The 24,599-nt window shown below is 67.3% G+C and carries 27 protein-coding genes and 1 pseudogene; 10 read left to right on the top strand and 18 right to left on the bottom strand.

Annotated elements, in window-relative coordinates:
- The 4 genes from DQP56_RS14105 to DQP56_RS14090 all read right to left on the bottom strand — a co-directional run.
- Nucleotides 1-630 (bottom strand): hypothetical protein (locus DQP56_RS14105; RefSeq protein ID WP_112686399.1); only part of this gene is annotated, 630 nt, incomplete at its 3' end.
- Nucleotides 627-1,148: a DUF5631 domain-containing protein gene (locus tag DQP56_RS14100; RefSeq protein ID WP_234825669.1), complete on the bottom strand. Its 522-nt coding sequence runs from the start codon at nt 1,146-1,148 to the stop codon at nt 627-629. The genes DQP56_RS14105 and DQP56_RS14100, both read right to left, overlap by 4 nt.
- Before the next feature lie 510 nt (nt 1,149-1,658).
- Nucleotides 1,659-1,991 (bottom strand): VOC family protein, encoded by a 333-nt coding sequence (locus tag DQP56_RS14095; RefSeq protein WP_250150500.1) that lies wholly within the window; start codon nt 1,989-1,991, stop codon nt 1,659-1,661.
- Nucleotides 1,992-2,126: 135 nt separating this feature from the next.
- Nucleotides 2,127-3,083, bottom strand: a complete 957-nt coding sequence (locus DQP56_RS14090; RefSeq protein WP_112686397.1) for a dipeptidase — start codon at nt 3,081-3,083, stop codon at nt 2,127-2,129.
- A gap of 42 nt (nt 3,084-3,125) precedes the next feature.
- Between DQP56_RS14090 and DQP56_RS14085 the strand changes: the two genes are divergently transcribed.
- Nucleotides 3,126-3,758, top strand: a complete 633-nt coding sequence (locus DQP56_RS14085) for a GNAT family N-acetyltransferase (RefSeq protein ID WP_112686395.1) — start codon at nt 3,126-3,128, stop codon at nt 3,756-3,758.
- Nucleotides 3,759-3,761: 3 nt separating this feature from the next.
- Here DQP56_RS14085 and DQP56_RS14080 read toward each other — a convergent pair whose 3' ends face one another.
- The 4 genes from DQP56_RS14080 to DQP56_RS14065 all read right to left on the bottom strand — a co-directional run bounded on the left by DQP56_RS14080 (nt 3,762) and on the right by DQP56_RS14065 (nt 8,796).
- Nucleotides 3,762-4,880, bottom strand: coding sequence for an NAD(P)H-dependent flavin oxidoreductase (locus DQP56_RS14080; RefSeq protein WP_112686393.1), 1,119 nt, complete (start codon nt 4,878-4,880; stop codon nt 3,762-3,764).
- A gap of 103 nt (nt 4,881-4,983) precedes the next feature.
- Complete coding sequence (locus DQP56_RS14075; RefSeq protein WP_112686391.1) at nt 4,984-6,459, bottom strand: alkaline phosphatase family protein; 1,476 nt, start codon at nt 6,457-6,459, stop codon at nt 4,984-4,986.
- Nucleotides 6,460-6,467: 8 nt separating this feature from the next.
- Nucleotides 6,468-7,928: an alkaline phosphatase family protein gene (locus tag DQP56_RS14070; RefSeq protein ID WP_112686389.1), complete on the bottom strand. Its 1,461-nt coding sequence runs from the start codon at nt 7,926-7,928 to the stop codon at nt 6,468-6,470.
- A 388-nt stretch (nt 7,929-8,316) separates the two neighbouring features.
- The gene (locus DQP56_RS14065; protein ID WP_112686387.1) at nt 8,317-8,796 is read right to left on the bottom strand and encodes a general stress protein; all 480 of its coding nucleotides are present in this window, start codon (nt 8,794-8,796) and stop codon (nt 8,317-8,319) included.
- 451 nt (nt 8,797-9,247) lie between these two features.
- Between DQP56_RS14065 and ftsH the strand changes: the two genes are divergently transcribed.
- A complete protein-coding gene (gene ftsH / locus DQP56_RS14060) occupies nt 9,248-11,236 on the top strand; it encodes an ATP-dependent zinc metalloprotease FtsH (protein ID WP_112686385.1) in 1,989 nt (662 codons plus the stop codon).
- Between the two features lie 29 nt (nt 11,237-11,265).
- Here ftsH and DQP56_RS14055 read toward each other — a convergent pair whose 3' ends face one another.
- Nucleotides 11,266-11,973 (bottom strand): TetR family transcriptional regulator, encoded by a 708-nt coding sequence (locus tag DQP56_RS14055; RefSeq protein ID WP_435673865.1) that lies wholly within the window; start codon nt 11,971-11,973, stop codon nt 11,266-11,268.
- Between the two features lie 71 nt (nt 11,974-12,044).
- Here DQP56_RS14055 and DQP56_RS14050 point away from each other — a divergent pair, with 71 nt between their 5' ends.
- Together DQP56_RS14050 and DQP56_RS14045 are read left to right on the top strand one after the other, a co-directional pair.
- Nucleotides 12,045-13,094 carry a flavin reductase family protein gene (locus DQP56_RS14050; protein WP_112686381.1) on the top strand — a complete coding sequence of 350 codons (1,050 nt, stop codon included), beginning with the start codon at nt 12,045-12,047 and terminating at the stop codon, nt 13,092-13,094.
- A 16-nt stretch (nt 13,095-13,110) separates the two neighbouring features.
- Nucleotides 13,111-14,211, top strand: coding sequence for a fatty acid desaturase family protein (locus DQP56_RS14045; protein ID WP_234825668.1), 1,101 nt, complete (start codon nt 13,111-13,113; stop codon nt 14,209-14,211).
- A gap of 4 nt (nt 14,212-14,215) precedes the next feature.
- Here the strand turns inward: DQP56_RS14045 and DQP56_RS14040 are convergent, their stop codons facing one another.
- Both DQP56_RS14040 and DQP56_RS14035 read right to left on the bottom strand, forming a co-directional pair.
- Complete coding sequence (locus DQP56_RS14040; RefSeq protein ID WP_013827021.1) at nt 14,216-14,428, bottom strand: TOBE domain-containing protein; 213 nt, start codon at nt 14,426-14,428, stop codon at nt 14,216-14,218.
- Nucleotides 14,429-14,474: 46 nt separating this feature from the next.
- Nucleotides 14,475-15,083, bottom strand: a complete 609-nt coding sequence (locus tag DQP56_RS14035; protein ID WP_112686379.1) for a TetR/AcrR family transcriptional regulator — start codon at nt 15,081-15,083, stop codon at nt 14,475-14,477.
- A 108-nt stretch (nt 15,084-15,191) separates the two neighbouring features.
- Here DQP56_RS14035 and DQP56_RS14030 point away from each other — a divergent pair, with 108 nt between their 5' ends.
- Both DQP56_RS14030 and DQP56_RS14025 read left to right on the top strand, forming a co-directional pair.
- Nucleotides 15,192-16,541 (top strand): cytochrome P450, encoded by a 1,350-nt coding sequence (locus DQP56_RS14030; protein ID WP_112686377.1) that lies wholly within the window; start codon nt 15,192-15,194, stop codon nt 16,539-16,541.
- A 9-nt stretch (nt 16,542-16,550) separates the two neighbouring features.
- On the top strand, nt 16,551-17,012 hold the full coding sequence (locus DQP56_RS14025; RefSeq protein WP_112686375.1) for a PaaI family thioesterase: 462 nt from the start codon (nt 16,551-16,553) through the stop codon (nt 17,010-17,012).
- Between the two features lie 20 nt (nt 17,013-17,032).
- On the opposite strand, the gene msrA is transcribed toward DQP56_RS14025, so the two are convergent.
- The 6 genes from msrA to DQP56_RS13995 are packed head-to-tail and all read right to left on the bottom strand — an operon-like array spanning nt 17,033 to nt 21,904.
- On the bottom strand, nt 17,033-17,539 hold the full coding sequence (gene msrA, locus DQP56_RS14020; protein ID WP_112686373.1) for a peptide-methionine (S)-S-oxide reductase MsrA: 507 nt from the start codon (nt 17,537-17,539) through the stop codon (nt 17,033-17,035).
- A gap of 18 nt (nt 17,540-17,557) precedes the next feature.
- Nucleotides 17,558-18,745, bottom strand: a complete 1,188-nt coding sequence (locus DQP56_RS14015) for a cytochrome P450 (protein WP_112686371.1) — start codon at nt 18,743-18,745, stop codon at nt 17,558-17,560.
- Complete coding sequence (locus DQP56_RS14010; protein WP_112686369.1) at nt 18,745-19,857, bottom strand: alpha/beta hydrolase; 1,113 nt, start codon at nt 19,855-19,857, stop codon at nt 18,745-18,747. Before DQP56_RS14010 ends, DQP56_RS14015 begins: the two co-directional genes overlap by 1 nt.
- A 16-nt stretch (nt 19,858-19,873) precedes the next feature.
- The gene (locus tag DQP56_RS14005) at nt 19,874-20,527 is read right to left on the bottom strand and encodes a TetR/AcrR family transcriptional regulator (RefSeq protein WP_234825667.1); all 654 of its coding nucleotides are present in this window, start codon (nt 20,525-20,527) and stop codon (nt 19,874-19,876) included.
- Nucleotides 20,524-21,354, bottom strand: a complete 831-nt coding sequence (locus DQP56_RS14000) for an enoyl-CoA hydratase/isomerase family protein (RefSeq protein WP_112686367.1) — start codon at nt 21,352-21,354, stop codon at nt 20,524-20,526. The genes DQP56_RS14005 and DQP56_RS14000 overlap by 4 nt, the downstream gene beginning before the upstream one ends.
- Before the next feature lie 10 nt (nt 21,355-21,364).
- A complete protein-coding gene (locus DQP56_RS13995) occupies nt 21,365-21,904 on the bottom strand; it encodes a VOC family protein (RefSeq protein WP_165825026.1) in 540 nt (179 codons plus the stop codon).
- A 119-nt stretch (nt 21,905-22,023) separates the two neighbouring features.
- Here DQP56_RS13995 and DQP56_RS13990 point away from each other — a divergent pair, with 119 nt between their 5' ends.
- From DQP56_RS13990 to DQP56_RS13980, 3 genes are read left to right on the top strand one after another with little or no spacing between them, the layout of a single operon-like run.
- Complete coding sequence (locus DQP56_RS13990) at nt 22,024-22,524, top strand: nuclear transport factor 2 family protein (RefSeq protein ID WP_112686363.1); 501 nt, start codon at nt 22,024-22,026, stop codon at nt 22,522-22,524.
- A 3-nt stretch (nt 22,525-22,527) separates the two neighbouring features.
- Nucleotides 22,528-23,553, top strand: coding sequence for an NAD-dependent epimerase/dehydratase family protein (locus DQP56_RS13985; RefSeq protein WP_112686361.1), 1,026 nt, complete (start codon nt 22,528-22,530; stop codon nt 23,551-23,553).
- Nucleotides 23,550-23,945 carry a DUF427 domain-containing protein gene (locus DQP56_RS13980; protein WP_112686359.1) on the top strand — a complete coding sequence of 132 codons (396 nt, stop codon included), beginning with the start codon at nt 23,550-23,552 and terminating at the stop codon, nt 23,943-23,945. The genes DQP56_RS13985 and DQP56_RS13980 overlap by 4 nt, the downstream gene beginning before the upstream one ends.
- On the opposite strand, the gene DQP56_RS13975 is transcribed toward DQP56_RS13980, so the two are convergent.
- Nucleotides 23,942-24,331: a nuclear transport factor 2 family protein gene (locus tag DQP56_RS13975; RefSeq protein WP_112686357.1), complete on the bottom strand. Its 390-nt coding sequence runs from the start codon at nt 24,329-24,331 to the stop codon at nt 23,942-23,944. The genes DQP56_RS13980 and DQP56_RS13975 overlap by 4 nt on opposite strands.
- Nucleotides 24,332-24,395: 64 nt before the next feature.
- Here DQP56_RS13975 and DQP56_RS25280 point away from each other — a divergent pair.
- Nucleotides 24,396-24,599, top strand: a pseudogene (locus tag DQP56_RS25280) (DNA-3-methyladenine glycosylase 2 family protein); the annotation flags it as partial.

Genomic DNA, 24,599 nt, shown 5'->3' with positions numbered 1-24,599 from the left:
GCCCGGCACCGGCGGCGGCCCGAGGTTGCTGGCGGGGGTGGTGCCCATGCCCAGGCCGCCGCCGCCAGCTCCGCCGGAGCCGAAGTCACCGCCACCCAACCCGGGGTCTGGGCTGATGTCCGAGGCGAGGGTGGCGCCACCGAGGCCCCCTTTGGCCAGGGATTGCGCCGCGCCCATCAGCGGTGACAACGCGCCTTGGCCCGCCTGCATCAACCCCTGCGGCAGCCGGCTCGCCGCGCCGAGCGCACCGCTGAGTGCGCCGGTGATGCCCTGCATCGCGCCGGTCATGCCCTGCATGGCTCCGCCCATCGCTTCCTGCGATCCCTGCTGCGCCATGGTGGCGTCGCCTTCGCCGGCGACGCCCTCGAACTTCGATACCGCGTCGGCTTCGTTGGCGGCGAACTTCTGGGCCGCGCCGGCAGCGTGGCCGGTTCGGTCGGCGTGGTCCTGCGCGAGCTGGGTGTTGGTTTCAGGCAAGTCCGCGTTGGTCGCGGCGCCAAAGGCCGCCATCGTGGCGTCGACCGGCGACGTTCCCCCCGGGTGGACAGGTCCCAGCGGGAGCGGAAGCGGCGGAAGACCGGCCGCTATCGCCAGGTAGTCCAGCGGGTTGACTTTGATCGGGTCCGTCATGGCGTCACCCCTCCGTGCGGTACCGCTACTGCGTCGTGCTCCGCCAGGTCATAGCGGGCATGCTCCTCGCTCCCCTCGATGAGGGCGTCGACGGCGGCCGGCAGCATCCAGTCGGCGACATCTCTGGGTGCGTGCTCGGGATAGGCCGACAGTACCCGCGCAGCGGTGTCGGTGACTACCTGCCGGAACAGGTCGACCTCGTTGGCGGCGACGCCGGATCTACGGGCCATCGTTTGTGCGACGGTTTGCACGATGCGCGGCAGGCGCGTGCTGGCCCCGGCCGCGTCGATCAAGGTTGGACCCAGTTCGTCGATGCGCTGGCCGTAGCGGGCGCGTTCCGCTTCAGCCCGTTGAGTTGCCGTGTAACTCGGCGTAGCTGGCAGCCGAGTGAGCGCTACGATCGCCACGATTAATGCCGCAAACGCAACCAGTACTGCCAGTACCCCGGGCAACACCGACGAGCGACGGTGCGGTTGAGCCGCTTGAGGTGCTGGCCAGGGCGGCGGTTTCAGCGTCACATTGCGGATGGTAGACCCGAACACCGCTTCTTCGCTTACATCGTTGGTTTCGCTGCGTACAGTCCGGGTTTGTGGCGCCTAAGATTCCCGCTTGGCGGAGCACGCTACCTAAAGACCTCGGAGGGCGAAGGGTGCAGAACCCAGCGCGGCAGCCTGAAACCTGGAGGGACCTACGCGGCGCACAACTCCTTTAGCGCATCTTCCCGCGCAGCCACAGCTTTGAGCGCTGCCTTGAATTGGCTGGCATCGGGCCCCTTAGTTGATGTAGCCGCCATCGTCTGTAGGACTCTGCAAGCGCGAGCGCAGCGTCGCGGCAATCTGTGCCGAGTGCCGGGTCAGCGGTTGCCGGTGCAAGGATGACGGCACCATTAGTGAGAGAAATCCGCGCGAACGCTCACCACTGCCCTCAGCGAGAAGGCGCGCACCGCAGCGCAATCGGTTTCTGATCCCATAATCAAGCGGACCCTGACGGCCGACAAGCTACCGGCCGCCCGCCCCGACGCTGACTCCCTACCGCGCCAGCGGCTTATAGAACACCAGCCCGTTACCCTTGTTGTCATAGACCACGGCCCGACGCTCGTGCGCATCGTCGTAGGGGCCCTTCACGATTCCGCCGCCACTGGCTTCGATCGCCTTGGCGGCGCCGTCGACGTCGTCGGTCTTGATGCCGACCACGACCTGGCCGTGGATGGGGTGATCGACCGCGGTCGCCAACGCCAGGGTCACGGATCCGCCGTCGAGGGCGGCGAAGTGGGCGCCGTCGCGAAACTTCAGCGGCATGCCCAGCGTCTCGCTGTAGAACTTGATCGATTCATCCAGGTCGTCGGTGGACAAGACGATCATCCGAATGTCGTGGTCGCTCACTGTTGCCTCCTGATCGGTCCGGTCTCGCTTCAGGTTATGCCCGAGATACCGGCTGCGGGTGGGTAAACGCCTCGCCTCCTTGGCGATCGCGGCCGCGACGTTTGTTCGGAATGGCTAGCTGCCCCAGCTCTGCGCGGCCACCCGGTGGAAGTTGCCGCCGAGCACCGCGTCGATGTCGCCCTCGGCCCAGCCGCGTGCTGCAAGGTGCTCGCGCAGACCCAGCCACGTCTCCGGCGGCATCCACTGGATCGGTCCCCAGCGGGTGTAGCTGTCGTCGAACAACTGCGGGTTGGCGGCCATCTCCTGGCTGAGTTCGGTCTGGTCGAACGAGTAATCGGTGCTGACCCCGACATGGTCGACGCCCACCAGCTCGACCGCGTACTCCAGGTGCTGCGTCATGGTCGCAAGCGTCGGGGTGTTGGGGCCCAGGAAGATTCCGACTCCGGTGATGCCGATGACGCCGCCGGTGGCCGCGCACGCCCGGGCCTGATCGTCGGTGATGTTGCGCGGGTGATCCCAGATCGCGGCCATGCAGGAGTGGCTGTAGATGACCGGCCGCGTCGAGGCGTCGCACAGGTCCAGCCCGGTGCGGGTGCTGCAGTGCGAGCCGTCGACAACCATGCCGACGGCATTCATCTCCGCGACGATCGCGCGGCCCCATGCGGTGAGGCCCCTGTCGTCGGCGTCGAGGCAGCCGTGGCCGGCCCGGTTGGCGTGGTTGTAGGTGGGCAGCAGGGTGCGCACCCCGTACTCGACCAGCACGGCCAGGTTGTCCAGATCGTCGTCGAGCGGGTTGGAGTCCTCCAGGTCGAACACCACCGCGATGCCTCCGGCGGCGGTGATCGCCTCGACGTCGCCCAGGCCGGCCGCCGCGGTCAGGTCCGGGTGGGCATCGATTGCGCTGCGGAAGTGCCGCAGCAGGGCCACGGTGTCGGCGAAGCGTTGCGGTGAATAGCCCGCGTTGACCGAGAGCACCGCCCCGCCGGGGCGCTGGTAGCGGGTCAGCGGCGCCACCTCGGTGCCCCCACGCAGCGGCAGGCAGGTGTGCTGGTCCCACAGCAAGGTGCTCATAGCCACTGATCCTGCCCCTGCGGGCGGCACTAATCTGGCCAGATGGCGATTGACGTACGGCCCGCGAACAAGCCCGACATCGCACCGCTGGCGCAGATGCTGGGCCGGGCGTTCTACGACGACCCCGTGTCGGTGTGGATGCTGCCCGACGAGTCCGCCCGCACAGCGCAGTTGACAACCTATTTCGGCACCTCGACGCGGGTCCATCATCTGGGCGGCAATGGGGTCGAGGTGGCGTGTGACGGGTCGACGGTGGGGGCGGCGGCGCTGTGGGATCCGCCCAACCGCTGGAAGCAGTCGACGTGGACGCAGCTGCGGATGCTGCCGTCGATGTTCCGGGCGTTCGGCGTCGGTATTTCGCAAGGGCGGATGATCATGTCGCGAGGCCGGGCGCTGTCGGATCTGTTGGACGCCAACCATCCCGAGGAGCCGCACTGGTATCTGGCGGTGATCGGCAGTGACCCGTCGGTGCGGGGACGCGGCTTCGGGCAGGCCGTCATGCGGCCGCGGCTGGAGCGCTGCGACGCCGAGTACTGCCCGGCGTATCTGGAGTCCAGCAAGGAAGAAAACGTGCCGTATTACGAGCGGTTCGGCTTCCGGGTGATCGGCGAGATCACCTTGCCCAACGGCGGGCCGACGCTGTGGAAGATGTGGCGCGAGCCCCACAAGCCGTAGTAGTCAGTTGCTGACCGAATCCCCGAGCCGTTCGGCGGCCGCAAGGTAGTCCTGTGCGAACTCGAACACCACCTCGCGCGCGGGTTTGACCTTGTTCATCAGGCCGACGCCCTGGCCGACGAAGTACGTGGCCAGGGCTTGCGCGCCGGGGTGCCCGGCGGCGGCGAGGGCGTCGACGCGACGAAGCGCCGGCTCGGCCAGCATAGATTGCAGCGGCAGCGGCAGTGTCGGGTGGCCGGTTTCGTTGGGTCGCCAGGCGGCGGTCCATTCCGAGACCAGTTGCCGGGCAGGCTTGCCGGTGCGCCCGGTGGAGCGGATCGTGTCGCGTGAAGTCGCGGTCAGCATCTTCTGCTTGGTGTGCGGGGCGGTTTCGGCTTCCTCGGTGGTGAGCCACACCGAACCCGTCCAGGCTCCGGCCGCACCCAGGGCCACGCACGCGGCCATCTGCCGGCCGGTGACGATCCCGCCGGCGGCGAGCACGGGCACGGCGTTATCGATGGCGTCGATGACTTCGGGCACCAGCACCAACGTGGAGACCTCGCCGCAGTGACCGCCGGCCTCGGTGCCCTGGGCGACGATGAGGTCAACACCGTGGGTCACCTGCTTGAGAGCGTGTTCCTTGGCGCCGACCAGGGCGGCGACCGGGATGCCGTGGTCCTGACCGGACTTGATCATGTAGTCCGGCGGCACGCCGAGTGCGTTCGCCATCAGCCTGATGGGATGGGCGACGGCCACCTCAAGCAGTTGCTCCCCGGCACTGCCGGCGAGCATGGGCGGCCCAAGGCGGGGCGTGTCGTCGGGTTCGATGTCGTGCTCGGCCAACAGGTTTGTGATGAACGTCTTGTACTCATCGGGGATGCGGTCCGACAGTTGACGGCCGGACAAGCTCTCGCCCTTACCTTCGAACTTGGCCGGCACGATGATGTCGATGCCGTAGGGCTTGCCCTTCACCTGCTCGTCGATCCAGCTCAACTCCCGATCGAGTTGTTCCGGGGTGTAGGCGGCGCCGCCGAAGACGCCGAAACCACCCGCATTCGTCACGGCGGCCACGACGTCGCGGCAGTGGCTGAAGGCGAACAGCGGGAAGTCGATGCCGTACTGCTCGCAAATGGGAGTCTTCACGGGATAACGATCTGCTCTAGATTCACGGAACCTCCAACGCGGTAGCGGTTATACGGTATCGCGCGTAGGCGTTGCCGTGCCTAGTGGACGAAACGACTCGTTATCAGCCCACCAGCGCGTCGATGTCGAGCAGCAGGGGCAGGTCGGCGTCGACCAGGCCGGCGTCCGCCAGGTCGGGGACGGCCAAGGTGTGCCCGGCCAACAGCGCCGCCACGGAATCGGAGAACTCGGCGCTGCCCGGCAGCGGCAGCGGTGCGTCTTCCGGCGGGATGACGCCGGCCCCGGTCAGGTAGGCCACCGCTCTGCCCAAGTCCGTCGCGATGTCTGCGACCACACCTCCGACGGTGTTGAGCAGCCACTGGGCGCCCTGAGCCAGCCCGCTGATCAGGAAGATGTCCTGGTCGATGATCGTCTGCAGGAAGTTGCTGATGGGCGGAAGCAGGTAGCTGCCGATGAAGAAACCGGCTCCGCCGGCCAGCGCACGGATGCTCAACATGATGTTGGTGCCGATGTCGGGGTAGCCGTAGCTGTTGATCGCATCGGTGAGGGATTGCTTGAGATCGACCGGCATGATGAAGCCGTTGAGGATCTCCGGGTCGGTTTGCATTGGGACGCCGTCGAAGTCCGAGCGCAGCTGGATTCCGAAGGCCTGCAGGATCGTGGGTGTGATGTCGACGGTCTGGTAACTGAGGTTCTGGCCTCCGGCCTGGTCTTCGTTCCCGGCCAGCGAGAACATGATGAAACTCGATGTCTCGTTGGGTGTCTGGAAGCCGTGGCCGAGGCTGAAACCCGGCAGAGTCACCGTCTGCTGGTGGCCGTGGTCCGTCACGGCGATGATCGTCCAGCGGTCACCGGTGGCCGCCTCGGCCTGGGCGACCGCATCCAGGATCTGCTTGAAGTTGGCTCCGACGTTGATGACGGCTTCCCTGTACTCCTCCGACCCGCCACTGTAGGAGTGTCCGGCGTGGTCGACTTGGGACTGGTAGGAGAACATGAAGGTGTCGATGTTCGGATTGTTCGTGGTGGCCAGGATCCTGGCGATGGTCTCCGCGGTCACCAGCTCGTCGGTCTCCGCCGAGCTGGAACCACCGGTGATGCCGATGATGTTGTCGGCGGGATAGCCACCCGTGGAGGCCATCTCGGTGAACAGGCCCCGACCGGAGATGACCGTGGTGTCGACGTCCGGCTTGTGGTACTCGATCAGGTTGAACACCGACGGCCAGGTCGTGTACGGCTCGGGCCGGTAGACGTTGCTGACCACCCCGTGCTTGTCGTCCCAGACCCCGGTGAGGATCGTCGACCACGACGGCGTGGACATCGTTTGATGGCCGGCGATGGTGGTGGCGGCGGTGACGCCCCGATCCATCAGCATCTTGAATCCGCTGTCGTCGTTGTATGCGTACTCAAGGATCTTGTCGAGATTGGTGCCATCGGTGCCCAGCAGCAGCACATGCTCGGCGGCAAGCAGCCAATCGGCGGTCACGGTCGACAAACCCACCTGCGTCCCCACCGCCGCGCCGGCTCCGGCTACCAGGCCGGCGACGGCGGTACCGCACACGATCTGCTTGAGCGTTGTCATGGCCCGCGTCAGCCCAGCAGCGCGTCGACGTCGAGCAGCAGCGACAGGTCGAGGTCGCCGGTATCGGGGGCAGCGAAGGTGTCGCCGGCCAACAGCGACTCCAACGATCCGGTGAACTCGGCGGCCCCCGGCAGCGGCAGCGGTGCGTCGGTCGGGGCGATCACGCCCGACCCGAGCAGGTAGGCGAATCCGTGTGCCACCGTGTTGGTCACGTTCACCGTCAGACCGCCGACGAATTCGTTGATGTGCTGGGCGATCTCGGCCAGCCCGCTGATCAGGAAGATGTCCTGGTCGACGATCGACTGCAGGAAGGTGTCGATCTGGGTCACAAACTTGTCGAGGAAGTACGGCACCGACCCGATCACAGTCCGGATGCCCAGCGTGAGGTCGTTGCCGATATTCGGGTAGCCGTACATTGCGATCGCCGCGAGCAGCGCCTGCTCGAGATCGACAGGCGTGACGTGGCTGTTCAGCACCGTCGGGTCGTCCACCAGCGAGACCCCGTCGAAGTCTGAGCGCAGCGGGATGCCGAACAGCGACAGGATCGTGGGCGTGATGTCGACCGTGGAGTAAGCCAGGTTCTGGGTGCCGTCCTGCGCGTCCTCGCCGGCTTGGTCGAAGATGACGAAAGTCGAAGTCTCGTTGGGCGACTGGAAGCCGTGGCCGATGCTGAGACCCGGCAGGGTCACCGTCTGCTGGTGACCGTGGTCGGTGGTGAGGATGACCGACCAGTCATCGCCGGTGATCGCCTGCACCTGGGCGATCGCGGCCAGAATCTGTTGGATGTTGGCCCCGAGGTTGATGATCGATTGCATGTACTCGTCCGACCCGCCGGCGAACGAGTGTCCGGCGTGGTCGGCCTGGGACTGGTAGGAGAACAGGAAACTCGAGATGTCATCCGGGTTGTCCTGGGTGCCCAGGATCTGGGCGATGGTGAGCGCGGTGACCAGCGCGTCGGAGTCGGCCGGACTGTCCTCCGCCGGGACGAAGATGTTGTTGTCGGCCGCATAACCGCCCGCGGCAGCCAGGTTGTTGAGGTACTGCCAGTTGCTGATGATCGTGGTGTCGACTTCGGGCTTGTGGTACTCGATCAGGTTGAACACCGTCGGCCACTGGTTGTACGGCTCGGGCCGGAACACGTTGTTGAAGACCCCGTGCTTGTCGTCCCACACGCCGGTGAGGACGGTCGACCACGACGGCCCGGAGAGCGTTGTGTGATTGGTCAGGCTTGCGGCCCCGGTGATGCCCTGGTCCATCGCCGTCTTGAAGCCGCTATCGTCGTCGTAGGCGTACTCCAGGACTTTGGAGAGGTTGACGCCGTCGAGGCCGATCAGCAGCACGTGCTCGGCGGCGAGCAGCCAGTCGGCGGTCACCGCGGATAACCCCGACGGCACCCCGACGGCCGCTCCGGTCCCGGCGACCATGCCGGCCACGGTCGCACCACACAGGAACTGCTTGATTGACGTCACGATCGATTTCCCGTCGCCGAAGTTGTGCGGAACAGTTGGCGGCGACAGTAACAGTTAGACAGGGAAAACTCAGCTTTCTCTCGTAGGCCGATCATTTTGCCAGGATGTTACTGAGGATTCTCTGGGATAGCCCTGCCCGGGCCGGTTGCCGTAGTCGTGCAACGGCGCAGTCGGGGTCCATTCCGGCGGGGTGGAACGTCGGACCGGTCGCCACCCGGGAACTCGATAGACTCGCCGCCATGCCGCCGGCTGCGGAGAACCAGACGGACGGAAGGGCCGGGCAGCTGAGGGACGACACCGTCGGGCACGTCATCGATTGCGAACTTGAGCTGATCGCCTGGCCGACCTGATAAGGCCCGTCAAGCGCCCTTCGGTTCGGGCGGACTCGCTAGGAAGATTCAACGTAGCGCACAGCCGCGGCAGCATGCTCCGTCGGGACATAGACGTCGTACCGTTGTGCTTCCAGGGTTTGGACGCTCGAGAAATCGCGCTGGCCGCGAGTCGACCAATGTGCCACAAAGCCGAAGATGGCTCCCCACACTGCTCCGATGACGATCGCAACGAACAGAACGGTCAACCACACCGGCGCTGCCGTGAAAATGCCCAGCAGCAAACCGATCAGCAAACCGAACCACGCTCCGCTGCCCGCGCCGGCCAACGCCGCCCTGCCATTGGTCATGCGGCCGGTGACGTGTTCTACGGTTCGCACGCCGTCGCCCACAATGCTGACGTTCTCAACGGGATACCCGCCATCAGACATGCGGTCGACCAACCGTTGCGCGCCCCAGTAGTTGTCGAACGACGCGATGAGTTGTCGACTGATGCCGGCACCGCCTTGCCGCTCACCTGGATGAGATGGAGTTGTCATCGTTCTCCTTTGGTCTCAGTGAATATGTCGCACAGGACCGTGCAGGCCGTGCCGCCGTTGAAGCAGGACCAGCCCGAACGGTTCCAGCGTAATCGCCTGCGGCTGACACTTCCCGGCAGCGGCGAACCCGTCCTGCAGGTGATCACATGGTTGCTCCGCAACGGTTTTCGCAGCCACGGGAGTAGCCGACGTTATCAGCCGATGCAGCAAAAAGATCCGGCGCGAATGGGTGCGCGCCGGCGTCACGGAACTGCGCCCGGGTGAATTCGGCCCGCTGCCCAAACGGTGCCATGGCATCGAAGAGGGTTGTGGTGGTCAGTTCCTTGGCGGGATGCGCGGGTCATAGCTGGGGTTTGCGTCGGCTCGAGGACATGCCCGGCGACGCCGAGCGGCAAAAGGTGCCGGGTGCCGAGGGATTGCCACATCGCTCGCGGGCGGGCGATCATTCCATATGGCCACTCGCAAGGACGTCTCACCGTCGGCTGGCAACGGCGAAGCTCCAAAGCCGTCGCGGGAGGGGCCGCCGAAGCCTTGGCGCACCGAGGGCCTGCCGGCCCCGGATCACGAGACAGATGACCGGCCCCAGCGGCCGAGATGGTGGCGGGTGCTGATCTATCTCGGAGTGGGTTACCTGCTGGTGTTCGGTTCCCTGTCGGTTCAGGACGGTCTCGGCGGACCCACCGAGATCCCCTACACCGATTTCACGGTGCAGGTCGAGCAGCACAACGTAGCCGAGGTGTTCTCGCGTGGCGACACCATCGAGGGCACGCTGCGTGAGCCCAAGCCGGTACCCACTCAGGACGCCTCGGCGGAGAACGCCAGCACCTATCAGCGGTTCACCACTCACCGACCGACTTTCGCTCAGGATGATCTGCTCGCGGCGCTGGAGACCAGCGGCACAACGGTTTCGGCGGAACCCTTGACGCAGGAGCGGGGCGTGCTGCTGAACCTGCTGATCTCGTTCGCGCCCATGCTGCTGCTTTTCGGCTTCTGGTACTGGATTTTCAGACGCAGCCGGAAGGCGATGGCCGGAATGGGAGGGATGTTCGGCGGCCTTGGCGGCGGTAAGAAACGCAAGCCGGTGGACCCGGAATCGGTTCGCACCACCTTCGCCGACGTCGCCGGCATCGACGAGGTCAAAGCCGAGCTCAGCGAAGTGGTGGACTTTCTGCGCGATCCGGACAAGTATCGCAAGCTCGGCGCCCGGGCGCCCAAAGGCGTGCTGCTGAGCGGACTACCGGGTACCGGGAAGACGCTGCTGGCCCGGGCCACCGCTGGAGAAGCGGATGTGCCGTTCTTCTCCGCCAGCGGTTCGGAGTTCATCGAGATGATCGTCGGTGTGGGCGCCTACCGGGTCCGCGAACTGTTCGAGGAGGCGCGTAAGGTCGCGCCGGCAATCATCTTCATCGATGAGATCGACACCATCGGACGCTCCCGCAGCAATGCCATCAGCGTTGGCGGACATGACGAGCGCGAACAGACCCTCAACCAGATCCTCGCCGAGATGGACGGCTTCAGCGGATCCGAAGGCGTGGTGGTACTCGCCGCGACCAACCGCCCCGACATCCTCGACGCGGCACTGCTGCGGCCCGGCCGGTTCGACCGGAACATCGTTGTCAATCCGCCCGACCGCAACGGGCGCACCGACATCCTGCGGGTACACACCCGCAAGGTGCCGTTGGCCGGCGACGTGGATCTTGACCGCGTCTCCGCCGCGACGCCGGGCATGACCGGGGCCGACCTCGCCAACCTCGTCAACGAGGCCGCCTTGGCCGCCGCGGGGGCAGGCCAATCCGAGGTGACCGCCCGGAACCTGAGTGAGGCCCTGGAGAAGATCCAGCTGGGCACCGCGCGAACCGTAGTGTTGCCGGCCGAGGACCGCCGCCGGACCGCCTACCACGAAGCAGGCCACGCCCTGATCGGGATGCTGCAACCCGGCGCCGACCCGGTGCGGAAGGTGTCGATCATCCCGCGCGGTCGCGCACTCGGTGTCACGCTGTCGACTCCGGAGGAAGACCGCTACGGCTATTCGGCCGAATACCTGCGTGGACGCATCATCGGGGCACTCGGCGGCATGGCCGCGGAGGAAGAGGTTTTCGGTGTGGTCACCACCGGCTCGGAGAGCGACCTGGAGACCTGCACCAACATCGCGCGGGGCATGGTCGGTCGGTGGGGTATGTCCGAGCGCATCGGTCCGGTATCGGTGTTGCCGAAAGAGGGCGACCCGCGCATGGCGGGAGTCTCCGATGCGATGCTGAGCACCGTCGACGAAGAAGTCCGCCGACTGATCGAGTCCTGTTACGCTGAGGCGCGAGATATTCTGCGCGACAACCAGAGTCGTCTCGACAATATCGTCGCCGCATTGCTCGAGCACGAAACGCTGGACGAAGACAAGGTTTACGCAGCGGCCGGTATCTCCAGGCTCGTGCCCGCACGATAGATCGCCGAGCTGCCGTGATCAGCTGCTGCTCAGGTATTGCTGCGCCAGCCGCCGACAGCCACAGCGATCATCCGGAGTTGTTTGACGGCAACCTGTTTGATCTCAGCGAGGGTCTCCTCGTCCGGGGCCTCCTCGATGGCCTCGGCGGTGACGGTCATCGCGTTGACGAACAGTCCCGCCAGGACGTTGAGATCCTCGGTGCTCCACGTGCTCAGCGCCGGGAAACGCGCCAGGTCGGTGGCCAGCTCAGCGGTGATCAAGCGGATCTCGGTGCGGATCGCGTAGCGCAGCACCGTCATTCCGCTGAACCGCTCCCGGTTGATGAACCGCCAGTGCTCGCGGCGCGACGCCACGCTGTCGGCCAGCACCTCCACGGAGGACTCGATGATCCGGTTGGGGTCGACCCCGCCGGTCCGGGCGTCGCGCAGCGTATCGCGCAGCGCCCCGAATGACTCGTCGATGAGCACCAGGCCCAGCGCGTCCATCGACTCGAAATGGCGGTAGAACGCCGCAGGCACGATGTGGGCGGCCCGGGTCACCTCGCGCAGGCTCAGCGCGCTGAAGCTGCGTTCCCCCACCAGGGTCAGCGCCGCGGTGATGATGGCGCGGCGGGTGGCCTCCTTGCGCTCCTCGCGCGACACCCGCTCCGGTCGTTCGGGCCGGGCCGGACGCTCGGGACGCGGCGGCCGCGGTGGCCGGGTTCGCCCCGACCGGGAATTGGGCGTACGAGTGTTCACTGGATGTGAATCGTAACACAACCGGCCGACTAGCCCTTGACGGATCGTAAACAAGTGTTCACTGTGTACATATGTTCACTCAAACGTTGACGCGGCGGGTCCTGGGCTCCAGCCTGGTCGACCTGCTCACCGGCCCTCACGGGGTCGACCGCTACACCGAACTGGTGTCGCCGACCTGGACCCGCAACGACGCCCGCGCCCGGGTGGTCGCGGTGCGGCGCGCCACCCCACGCAGCGTGACCCTGCTGCTGGAACCCAACGACGCGTTCGGCGGGTTCAAGGCGGGCCAGCACATCAACCTGTCCGTCGAGATCGACGGGCGCCGGCGCACCCGGTGTTACTCGCCGGCCAGCGCCGAGGGGCAGCGGCTCCTCGAGCTGACGATCGGGCGCCACGAGGGCGGTCTGGTCTCCGAGCATCTGTACCGCACCGCCCGGCCCGGCATGGTCGTCGGCCTGGACAACGTCGGCGGCGACTTCGTGCTGCCGGCGACCCGCCCGCGGCGCATCCTGCTGGTCTCCGGCGGCAGCGGCATCACGCCGGTGATGTCGATGCTGCGCACCCTGCTCGCCGAACGCTACGCGGGCCGCGTGACGTTCATCCACTACGCGCGCACTCCCGAGGAGGCCTGCTACCGCGACGAACTCGCCGCGATGCCGCGGGTGCAGGTGCTGCACGGCTACACCCGCGCACCGGAAGCCGGCGACCTGCGGGGCCACTTCGACGCCGAGCACCTGCGCGCGGCCGGACCGGAGCCGGACGCGGTGTACGTGTGCGGCCCGCCGGCGCTGGTGGCCGCGGTGCGCGAGCAGCGGCCCGACGCGATCTCGGAGAGCTTCGTGCCGCCGCAATTCACCGCCGACCCGTCCGGTGGCCGGGTCACCTTCCTCGGCAGCACCATCGGGGTGGTCGACGACGGACGATCACTGCTGGAGCAGGCTGAATCGGCTGGACTGCAACCGGCCAGCGGATGTCGGATGGGCATCTGTCACAGCTGCACCTGCCGCAAAACCGCCGGCACGGTGCGAAACCTGATCACCGGAGCGGTCTCGACCGCCGAGAGCGAAGACATCCAGATCTGTGTGTCGGTGCCCGTCGGCGACGTCGACATCGACCTCTAAACCCAAGGAGCCAACCATGACACAGTCAGTCCTCGAGCGCCCGCAGACCGAGCAGCCGCAGCTGCTCACCCGCTCGGACCTTCCGCTCAACCTCGACGCCTTCGGCGCCGAACTCGACGCCATCCGCCAAAGCGTCCTCGATGACCTCGGCGAGCGCGACGCCGAGTACATCCACAACATCATCAAGGCGCAGCGCACCCTGGAGGTCGGCGGGCGCGCGCTGCTGTTCTTCAGCATCATCCCGCCGGCCTGGCTGGCCGGAACGGTGATGCTGGGGCTGTCGAAGATCCTCGACAACATGGAGATCGGCCACAACGTCATGCACGGCCAGTACGACTGGATGGGCGAACCGGCGTTGTACGGCAAGCACTTCGAGTGGGACACCGCCTGCCCCGCCGACCAGTGGCGGCACTCGCACAACTACATGCACCACACCTACACCAACATCGTCGGGATGGACCGCGACGTCGGCTACGGGATCCTGCGGATGAGCGAGAAGCAGCCCTGGGAGCCCTACTTCCTGGGCAACCCGCTCTACGCCTTCCTGCTGATGGTGCTGTTCCAGTACGGGGTGGCGGTGCACGAGCTGGAGGCCGAGCGCATCCGCGCCGGAGAGATCGGACTTGCCGATAAACGCGAAATGCTGCGGGAGACCTGGCAGAAGGTGCGTCGCCAGACCCTCAAGGACTATGTCGCGTTCCCGCTGCTGGCCGGCCCGTTCGCCCCGCTGGTGTTCGCCGGCAACCTGACCGCCAACCTGATGCGCAACGTGTGGGCCTACACCATCATTTTCTGCGGGCACTTCCCCGACGGCACACAGGAATTCACCGTCGAGGAGGCCGAGAACGAGTCACGCGGCATGTGGTACTACCGCCAGATCCTCGGTTCGGCGAACCTGACCGGCGGCAAGTGGTTCCACATCCTGACCGGCAACCTGTCGTTCCAGGTCGAGCACCACCTGTTCCCCGACCTGCCGGCGCACCGCTACGCCGAGATCGCACCGCAGGTGCGCGAGATCTGCGAGCGTTACGGCGTCCCGTACAACACCGGCCCGCTGCTCAAGCAGTTCGGCAGTGTGGTCCGCAAGATCTGCAAACTGGCGCTGCCCTGGACGTGACCGGCTACTCGACGCCGACGGTGACCTCGGTCGACTTGATGAACACCGTCGCCGGCTGACCGACCTTGAGGTCGAGTTCCAGGGCGGCATCGCGGGTGACCGACGAGGTGATCACCTGCTCGCCGCCGTCGAGGCGGATCTTGACCACCGCCATGACCGACCCGACATCCAAGTCGGCGATGGTTCCGGTGAGCTGGTTACGCGTTGAGAGTCGCATGGCGGTCCTCCGGATTCTCCGATGCGCCTGACGGGTTAACGGTAGATCAGCGCCGCGGGCCGAGCAGGGCAATCGACGCATCGACCGCCGGCTCGATGATCGCGCCGATGTCGGAACCGTCCTCGACGGCCAGCGCGGTCAGCTCCCGCAGCCCGCCCAGCAGGATCACCGACAGCGCCGGACTCAACGGCGGCAGGTCCGCACGGCGGAACCCCGGGCTGCCACTGAGCTCGACGAGCAGATTCGACATCAGGTCCAGGCCGCGCCGCTGGGCCGGTCGCGCTACTTCACCCAGCGACGGCAGTTCCCGGATCCAGCTCAACGTGATGGCGGGCCGGGCTTGGATCTGGGCGACGTAGGCGCCCACCGCCTGCCGAATCTGCTCCTGCCAGTCGGCCTGCGGATCGACTGCGGTGCGGATCCGCTGGGCCAGTGCCTCATTGTCGGCGCGCAACAACTCCAGGAAGCACTCCTCCTTGCTGGCGAAGCGGTCATAGAAGGTCCGTTTGGAGGTGCGGGCGGCGCGCACGATATCGGCAACGGTGCTGGCCCGGTAGCCGCGCTCGGCGATCGCGTCGGCAAGGCCCTCGAGCAGCCGGCGGCGAAACGGGTCGGCGGTTTCCGTCACTTCGCCCTCGGTTGCCAGCGTCGTCATCGCCGCACCTTTCCCGTCAAGCCTTGCCAGTCTCTGGTACTAGAGAGTACCGTGTTCGACAAGCGTTTGGTACGCGTCGGTACCACGGATCGCCTCGGGAGGCAGTGCATGACCCAGACGGTTACCAGCCAGACCACGCAGCGACTCGACGCCGCGGATTCACCGGCGATCAGGCTTCCGCCGAAACCGCGGATTCCCAAGGGTGTGAGCGCCTTGCTGTTCACCCTGGACCGCCGTCGGCTGATGGGCGCCCTGACGCGTCGCTACGGGGCCGCCTTCACCGTCGACAGCCCGGTGTTCGGGCCGACGGTCTTCGTGACTGAACCGGACCTGGCCAAGCAGGTGTTCCTGGCCAACCCCGAGGAGCTCGGCAACATCCAGCCCAACCTGTCCCGGATCCTCGGGCCCGGTTCGGTGTTCGCCCTCGACGGTGCCGAGCACCGCCGCCGCCGCAATCTGTTGAGCCCGCCGTTCCACGGCAAGAGCATTCGGTCCTACGAGCAGATCGTCGTCGAGGAGACGCGCCGCGAGATCGCCGACTGGCCGATCGGCAAACCCTTCGAAACGCTGTCGCCGATGAACCGGATCACCCTGAACGTGATTCTGCGGGCGATCTTCGGGGCCGAAGGCGCTGAACTGGACCAGTTGCGGGTAGGTCTGCCCAAGTGGGTGACGCTCGGCTCCCGGCTGGTGGCGCTGCCCCTGCCGGTCCGCAACTATGGGCGGTTCACCCCGTGGGGCCGGTTGGCGGCGTGGCGTGAGCAGTACGAAGCGATTCTGGACAAGCTGATCGCCGACGTGCGCGCCGACCCGAACTTCGAGAACCGCACCGACGTGCTGACTCTGCTGCTGAGCAGCAGCTACGACGACGGTACGGCGATGACCCGCCAGGAGATCGGCGACGAACTGCTGACCTTCCTGGCGGCCGGCCATGAGACCACAGCGTCGACGATGGCCTGGGTGTTCGAGCGGCTGAGCCGCCACCCGGGGCTGCTCGACGAGCTCACCGCAGAGGCCGACACTGACGAGAACAAGTTGCGCCGCGCCACGATTCGCGAAGTCCAGCGGGTGCGCACCGTGATCGACTTCGCCGGCCGGCACGTCTACGCGCCCAGCATCCAGATCGGCGACTGGGTCATTCCCCGCGGGTACGGGGTGATCGTGGGGATCAACCAGATCCACCAGAATCCCGCCGTGTTCGCCGAGCCGGACCGCTTCGATCCGCGGCGCTACCTCGACGGCAGCCCGTCGGCATTCGAATGGCTGCCCTACGGCGGCGGCAGCCGACGTTGCCCGGGCTCGGCGTTCGCCAACCTGGAGATGGATCTGGTGCTGCGAACCGTGTTGCGGCACTTCACTATCGAGCCGACTGCGGCGCCGGGGGAGAAGTACCACTCCCGCGGAGTGGCGTTCACACCGAAGAACGGCGGGCGAATCACCGTACGACGCCGCGGCTAAGATGCGCTGATGAGCGACCAGGCCGCGCCACGTGTCGAGATGTTCAACGCCGCGATCGAGCACACCATCCCCGCCGCGCATCGGATGGGGGTGCAAGTCGTCGAGGTCGGCGACGGTTACGCCGCCGCCACCGTCGCGTTCGAGGGCAACGGCAACCACTTCGGGGTGGTCTATGCCGGCGTGCAGTTCACCGTGGCCGAGGTCCTCGGCGGCATCATCGCGTTGAGCAGTTTCGACACCGCCAAATACTTCCCGCTGGTGAAGAACATCGACATCTCGTTCGTCGGGATGGCCCGTTCGCAGCTGCGCGCCGAGGCCCGCCTCGACGCCGCCGAGATCGCCCGGATCGGCGCCGAGGCCGCCGAACGCGGCAAGGCCGATTACACGCTGGAGGCGGTGGTCACCGACGCCGACGGCAACACCGTGGCCACCACCCGCGGGCTGTATCAGCTACGGACGCACGGCCACTAACTGTTCGGTGGCCGAGGCGGCTAGGGCTGGCGCTGTAGCTGCCACTCCGGCCGGATGTAGTGGCAGGTGTAGCCGCCGGGGAACCGCTCCAGGTAGTCCTGGTGCTCGGGCTCGGCCTCCCAGAAATCACCGGCCGGGCTGACCTCGGTCACCACCTTGCCGGGCCAGCGTCCGGATGCGTCCACCTCTGCGATGGTGTCCAGCGCGATCTGCCGCTGCTCGTCGTCGAGATAGAAGATCGCCGAACGGTAGCTGGGCCCGACGTCGTTGCCCTGCCGGTTGCGGGTGGTCGGGTCGTGGATGGCGAAGAAGAACTCCAGCAGGCTGCGATAGTCGGTCGCCGAGGGGTCGTAGCTGATCTCGATGGCCTCGGCATGGTTTCCGTGATTGCGGTAGGTGGCATTGGGGACATGGGGGTCGCCGGTGTAACCGACGCGGGTGGCCACTACGCCGGGTTGCTTGCGGATCAGGTCCTGCATGCCCCAGAAGCAGCCGCCGGCCAGGATCGCCCTCTGGTAATCAGTCATGTTCCCGATTATCCCGACTCAGGCCGCGCCCGCCAGCGGGTAGGACCGGTAGCTGGTCAGCACCGCGCTGGGCTCTCGGTGTGGCGGCGCCGCTGCGGCCAACCCGGGGAACCGGTCGAACAGCGCGAGCAGCCCCACGCGGATCTGCATCCGGGCCAGCGGTGCGCCCAGGCAGACGTGCGGACCGAACCCGAAGCCCAGGTGGCCGGTCTGCGGCCGGGCCAGGTCGAGCCGGTCGGGCTCGGGAAACACGGCCGGATCCCGGTTGGCGGCGGCCAGCCCGAGCAGGATCGGGGCGCCGGGACCGATGACGGCGGTGTCCGTGCCGCGGCCGATCTCGATCGGCGCCTCGGCCACCCGGGAGATCATCATGGCCGGGCTGATGAGCCGGACCAGTTCGTCGACGGCGTGCGGGGCGCCCCCGGCGTCGGCCAGCAGGCGCCGTTGCCCGGGATCCTCGATCAGCAACGCGGTCGCCCCGGTGAGTACCGCCGTGGTGGTGTCGTGGCCGGCCGACAACAAGAAGATGGCGTTGTGCAGCAGTTCGTCGTCGGACACCGGCAGCCCGCTGGTGGCCACCACCGACAGCAGATCGTGGCCGGGGGCGGCGCGACGCAGCGCCAGCAGATCAGCGAGCAGGGCCTTCATCCCGGCCGCGGCGTTGTCGGCGGCGGTGAACACCGACCGGGGTGCCGCCGGTTCCAGAGCGGCGATCAGCGCCATCGACCAGTCCTGCAGGTTGTCCAGTTCGCTGTCGGGCACCCCCAGCAGGGTGGCGATGGCCCCCAGCGGCAACGGCTTGGCGAACTCGGCCACCAGGTCGAAACCGGCGGGGTCGAGCGCGGCCGCCAACGAGCGGGCGCGGGCGGCGACCTCGGATTCGAAGGAGGCCAGCGCCCGCGGGGTGAACGCCCGCGACAGCGGGGCCCGCAGCCGGCGGTGATCGTCACCGGACCGGTAGAACAGGTTGTGCTCGACGTGGGTCAGATAGGGCCGGCCGGCATCGAGCTTGTTGCGGTAGAGGTTTCGTCGGTCGGTGCCGGCGCGTTCGTCGCGTAGCATCGCCAGCACGTCCGCGTGCCGGGTCAACACCCACAGCCCCTGGCTGTTGCAGTGCACCGGGTCGGCCGCGGCGAACCGCCGCTGATACGTCAGCGGATCGGCATGCAGGTCCGGGTCGCGGAAGTCGAAGTCGAGCGCGGCCATCAAACTCGTTCGGCGATCCAGGACGCCACCAGATCGGCGCAGACGGTCCGGCTGTCGGTGGGCTGCTCGAAGTAGTGGTCACCGGCGATGAGGTGCAGTTGCTTGTCGGCGCTGGCCAGCGAGTCGTGGATGTGGTGGGCGTCGCTGGGGAAGACACCGGTGTCCGCGGTGCCCTGGATCACCAAGGCGGGCAGGGTGATCCGGCCCAGGTGCGGGGCGCCCTGACAGAACGAGGTCTGCAGGCTCCACATCGACAGCCAGGTCCGCAGCGTGCAGTGCGCGGCGATGTTGTACGGCGCCCGGTTGGCGCGGCGCGGATCACCCAGGTAGCACCGGTTCAGCGGACGGTCCGACGGGTCGATCGAGGCATCCAGGTAGCGCGGGTCGGCCCACACCCGGTGCACCGAGAACGAGCGATCGTAGGTTCCGGCGGCGTTGAGTCGCTGCAATTCCGCCTGCGCCCACGCGGTGATCCGATCGTTGCGGTCCCGCTGCGCCTGGCGGTAGCGGGTGAGGAACTCCGGGGTGTAGGGCGGGGCGTTGCGCTCGGCGTACATGTCCAGGTCCGGGTCGCACGACAGCGGGTCGGACTCGTCGGTCACCGACGGGTCCATCCAGGCCGTCAGCACCTCAGGGCGCCCCGCGTGGGCCTGGGTAGAGACGTACAGGTCGCCGGGCGGCAGGCTGTTGACCGCATCGGGCACCGGACCGCCGCCGACCGCAGTGATGTGCGGGTCGACGGCTTGGGACTGGTAGGCGGCCATCAACGATCCGCCCCCGGAGTTGCCGAGCAGCACCACTGTCTCGACGCCGGCCTGCTCGCGCAGCCACTGCACCCCCGCCGCGATGTCCAGCAGCGCGTGTTCGAGCAGGAAGATCGATTCACCGCTGCGGAACCGGGTGTTCCAGCCCAGGAAGCCGTAGCCGCGTTCGGCGATCAGCGGCGCCAGGTAGTGCTCGGCGAAGTCCACGTTGTAGTGGCTGGCGATCACGGCCACCTTGGGCTTGGCCCCGGCCGGGGTCCAGTACAGCCCCTGCGCGGGGTGATACCCGGCCGGGTTCACCGCCCCGGTTGCCGATGTCAGCGAAACGAATTCCCGTGTTACCGCCACTGCACAACTCCTTTTGTCATGAACCCTGTTCGCGCCAGCTCACCGAGCGATACCAGGTGTCGGTGAGCGTTTTGATCGCCGCTTCGTCGTCGAGTTCGCGGCCCGCCACGTCACCGCCGGCCACCAGCCAGACATAGGTGAAGTGGTTGAGCATGGCGACGATGGCCGAGCCGACCAGCTCCGGGTCCGCGTCGGTCCCGTAGCCCTCGCGCTGGGCCATCCGCACCGTCTGCGCCACCCAGTCGATCGCGTCGGCGCACATGTCGCGCCAGCGCTGGGCGAACTCGTCGTTGATCATCGCCAGTTGGAACACCCCGACCATGACGCCCAGGTGGTCGCGGTAGGTCTCCCAGTGCGCCCGCACCGATTCCTCGATGATCGCGCGTAAGTCCTGGCCGGGGTGCAACGCTTGCACCGCACGGCTTTTGGCCGAGGATCGGAAGTCCTCGGCGAGCGATGCCAGCAGGTCTTCCTTGGATTCGAAGTAGTGGTAGAACGACGCCGGTGAGCGCTTTGCCGCCGAGGTGATGTCGGTGATCGTCGTCTTGAAGAAGCCCTTGCGGGCGATCACCTCGCGGGCGGCCTGTTCCAGGCGTGCCTGGGTGTCGCGGCCCCGCACGGTGGGACGGCCATCGGCGGACGCACCGGCCACCTCGCCCCGGGCCGTCACGCCGGTTCCGTCGTGTCGAGGCCGGCCACCAGCTCGGCGAGCCGGCGTTCACCGGCCGCGGTCTGGCCGCCGGCGGCCAGGAAGCGCTGCATCCTGGGCAGCGCCTCGCCCCGGCCGAGCACCTGCGCGAACGCCGAACGCTCCACCGCCAACCCGGTGTCGACGTCCGGAGCGGCCAAGGTGGCCTTGATGGCGGCGATGTCGGCCAGCGGCACCGTGGCGATGCGCCCCACCAGCCGGTCGACGAACGCCGGGGCGCCGCCCGCATCCAGCGCCCGGTTGACCAGTCCGTAGCGTTCGGCGAGCTCGGCGTCGAGGTCGTCGTGGGCCAGCATCACCTCCAGCGCCCGGCCCCGCCCCAGCAGCCGGTGCAGATGTTGCGGGCCCGAGCCGGCGGGGATGACGCCGATCCCGGTCTCGATCTGGTTGAACACCGCCCGGCCGGTGACCGCGAACCGCAGATCCAGGTTCACCAGCAGTTCCATGCCGCCGCCGGCCACCCGCCCGGCGACCACTCCGATGGTGAGCTGATCCAGCGCCCGGAACGCACCGACCAGGTCCTGGAACGAGCCGACCGCGGCTTCGGGATCATCGGTCGAGGCCTGCAGCAGTGCCAGGTCGACGTGGGCGATGAAGAACTCCGGGTTGGCGCTTTCCAGCACAACTACCCGGATGTGATCGCCCGCGGCGCGCAGCCATTTCACCAGCCGCCACAGGTCGCCCATCATCGCGGCGTCCATCAGGTTGAGCTCGCCGTGGTCGATGAGCACCCGGGCCACCGGCCCGTCGTGGGCGACGGCGAGCGTCGTCAGCGAGTCGAGGCCCATGCGCGCCGGTTCAGCCGAGCTGGGTGGTGTTCGAGCGGGACGTGACCACCTTGGGGTCGGCCGCCCGTTCGGTGCTGGTCAGCAGCGCATGCGCCTGCTCCGGATTGCGCTCGAAACCCGGGGTGTCCCGGCACAACTCGACCATGATGCCGTTGGGGTCCAGGTAGTACAACGAGTGGCACCAGCCGTGGTCGACGTCCATCAGCGCGGTGATCCCGGCGGCGTCCATCCGGGCGCGGACTTCGTTCTGCTTCTCCTCGGTGGCCCGGAACGCCACGTGATTCACCCACACCGGCAGGCCGTTCGGGCGCGACAACGAACTCGACCAGTCGGGTTTCTCACCGACGCCGTGCAGGTCGAAGAACGCGATGCACGAGCCGTCGCCGAGGTCGTAGAACACGTGTCGGAAGAAGCCGTCCTGCAGGTGCTCGACCTCGGTGTGGACCAGCGGAAACCCCAGCAGGTCTTGGTAGAAGCGGTGCGTCGCCGCCAGGTCGGCGCAGGCGTAGGCCGCGTGATGCAGGCCGACGGCCGGTTTGCTGGACGTCACGGCGATCTCCTTCCGACCGGTGAGTCGACGGCGTCACCGTAACATCGAACCGAATATAAACCCAGATTCGAATCCGGTCGCCCTCGACAACATCGATAGAACGTGTTCTAGTTCTTTGCATGACGAATCCGCAGTTCAGCCGCGCCGAGCTCGCGGCCGCATTCGAGACCTTCGAGCAGACCGTCGCCCGCGCCGCCGAGACCCAGGACTGGGACGCCTGGGTGGCCCACTACACCCCCGACGTCGAATACGTCGAGCACGCGATGGGCACCATGCACGGCCGTGAGGAGGTGCGCCGCTGGATCCGCCAGACGATGTCGACATTCCCGGGCAGCTACATGACCGAGTTCCCGTCGCTGTGGACGGTCATCGACGAGGAGGGCGGGCGGATCATCTGCGAACTGGACAACCCGATGCGCGATCCCGGCGACGGCACCGTCATCAGTGCCACCAACATCTCGATCATCACCTACGCCGGCGACGGCCTGTGGCGCCGGCAGGAGGACATCTACAACCCGCTGCGCTTCGTGGCCGCGTCGGTGAAATGGTGCCGCAAGGCGCGTGAGCTCGGCACGTTGGATGACGAGGCGGCCGCCTGGCTGCAGCAGTACGAGGTGTAAGTCGTGCGCGGCAAACCCAAACTCGTGATCGGCGCCAACGGATTCCTCGGCTCGCACGTCACACGCCAGCTCGTCGATGCCGGTGAAGACGTCCGGGTCATGGTGCGCCCGAACGCCAACACCATCGGGATCGACGACCTCGACGTCACCCGCTACCACGGCGATGTGTTCGACACCGCCACGCTGCGCGAGGCGATGACCGGCTGCGACGACATCTATTACTGCGTCGTCGACACCCGCGCCTGGCTGCGCGATCCGGCCCCGCTGTTTCGCACGAACGTCGAAGGTCTGCGCAACGTCCTCGACGTGGCGGTCGAGGAGCCGATCGCGGCCGGCCTGCGCCGGTTCGTATTCACCAGCAGCTACGTGACCGTCGGCCGTCGCCGCGGCCACGTCGCCACCGAGGCCGACCAGATCGACCGCCGCCGGCTGACCCCCTACGTGCGGTCCCGGGTGCAGGCCGAAGACCTGGTGCTGCGCTATGCGGCCGACGCCGGACTGCCGGCGGTGGCGATGTGCGTATCGAGCACCTACGGCGACGGCGACTGGGGCCGCACCCCGCACGGCGCGTTCATCGCCGGCGCCGTCTACGGCAAGCTGCCGTTCGTGATGGACGGCATCCGGCTGGAGGCCGTCGGGGTCGACGACGCGGCGCAGGCGCTGATCCTGGCCGCCGCGCACGGCCGCAACGGGGAGCGGTACCTGATCTCCGAGCGCATGATCACCAACGCCGAGATCATCGCGATCGCGGCCGACGAGGCCGGGGTGCCGGCGCCGGCGCGGTCGATCTCGGTGCCGATGCTGTATGCCCTGGGGGCACTGGGCGCGCTGAAGGCCCGGCTGGGCGGCAAGGACGCCGAGTTGTCCCTGAAGTCGGTCCGGATGATGCGCGCGGAGTCCGAGGTCGACCACGCCAAGGCGGTGCGCGAGTTGGGCTGGCAGCCTCGGCCGGTGGAGGAATCGATCCGGGAGGCGGCGCGTTTCTGGATGAAATTGCGTGACGCCAGGAAGCGAGGGACCGCCGCATGACCCAGCACGACTCGGGCAGCCGACCTGTCCACATTCCGACTGCCGAATACCCGATCACCGTGACCCCGACCGGCCGGCACGTCACGGTGCGCATCGGCGGCGAAGTCGTCGCCGACACCGACGACGCGTTGACGCTGCAGGAATCGACCCGCCCTGCGGTGCAGTACATTCCGCTGGCTGACGTCCGGCGCGAGATGTTGAGCCGGACCGAGACCACCACATACTGCCCGTTCAAGGGCGACGCCGCCTACTACAGCGTGACCACCGCGGCCGGCCAGACCGTCACCGATGCGATCTGGACTTACGAACAACCGTTTCCCGCGGTCGCCGCGATCGCCGGGCATCTCGCCTTCTACCCGGACAAGGCCGACATCAGCGTCGGCGCGGCTTAGATCCCCAGCACCTCCGCGGCGAACCGGGTCTCGGTGTACTCGCGCACCGACACGATCCGGCCGTCGTGGCAGTCGACGATGAACACCAGCGGGCTGTCGTAGTGGCCGCCGTCGGCGGTCACACAGTCGCCGTGCGCCTCGATCACCACGGTCTCGCCCTCGTTGATGCAGCGGGTCAGATCCAGTGTGATCCGCAGGCCGTGGCGGCGCTCCTCCACCTGCTGGCGCAGGGCGCCCGCGTCGATCGCCTGGCGGGTCAGGATGCTCCAGTAGCTGAAGTCGTCACTGACCAGGGTGAAAATCTCGTCCAGGTCGTCATCGCCACAGATGCCCTGCAGGAACATCCACGCCAATTCCGCCTGCGGATCGTCGAACGGGGTGGCCACGTCTTCATCGTGGCGTGGTGATGCGAAGCGGTCAACGTGGAAACGGCGTCCCTATGATCACGTCATCAACAGTTCGCTTTGCCGCACCGTCACCTTTTCCGGGCCCGCGAGTCCCGCGCTGACCCTGTCTCCGCTGCGCCGGGGCCCCGGCGACCCCTGCCTGCAGATCATCGACGGCGCTATCTGGCAGACGAGCCTGCCGGCCAGTGGCCCGGTGACGGCGCGGATCACGCGGGTCGCGCCCGAGGCGGTGGACTGCACGGCGTGG

Source organism: Mycolicibacter senuensis, from assembly GCF_003284925.1.
GTDB classification, from domain to species: domain Bacteria; phylum Actinomycetota; class Actinomycetes; order Mycobacteriales; family Mycobacteriaceae; genus Mycobacterium; species Mycobacterium algericum_A.
Note: the sequence above shows the minus strand (reverse complement) of the source record. Positions and strands in the feature narration are given on the sequence as shown.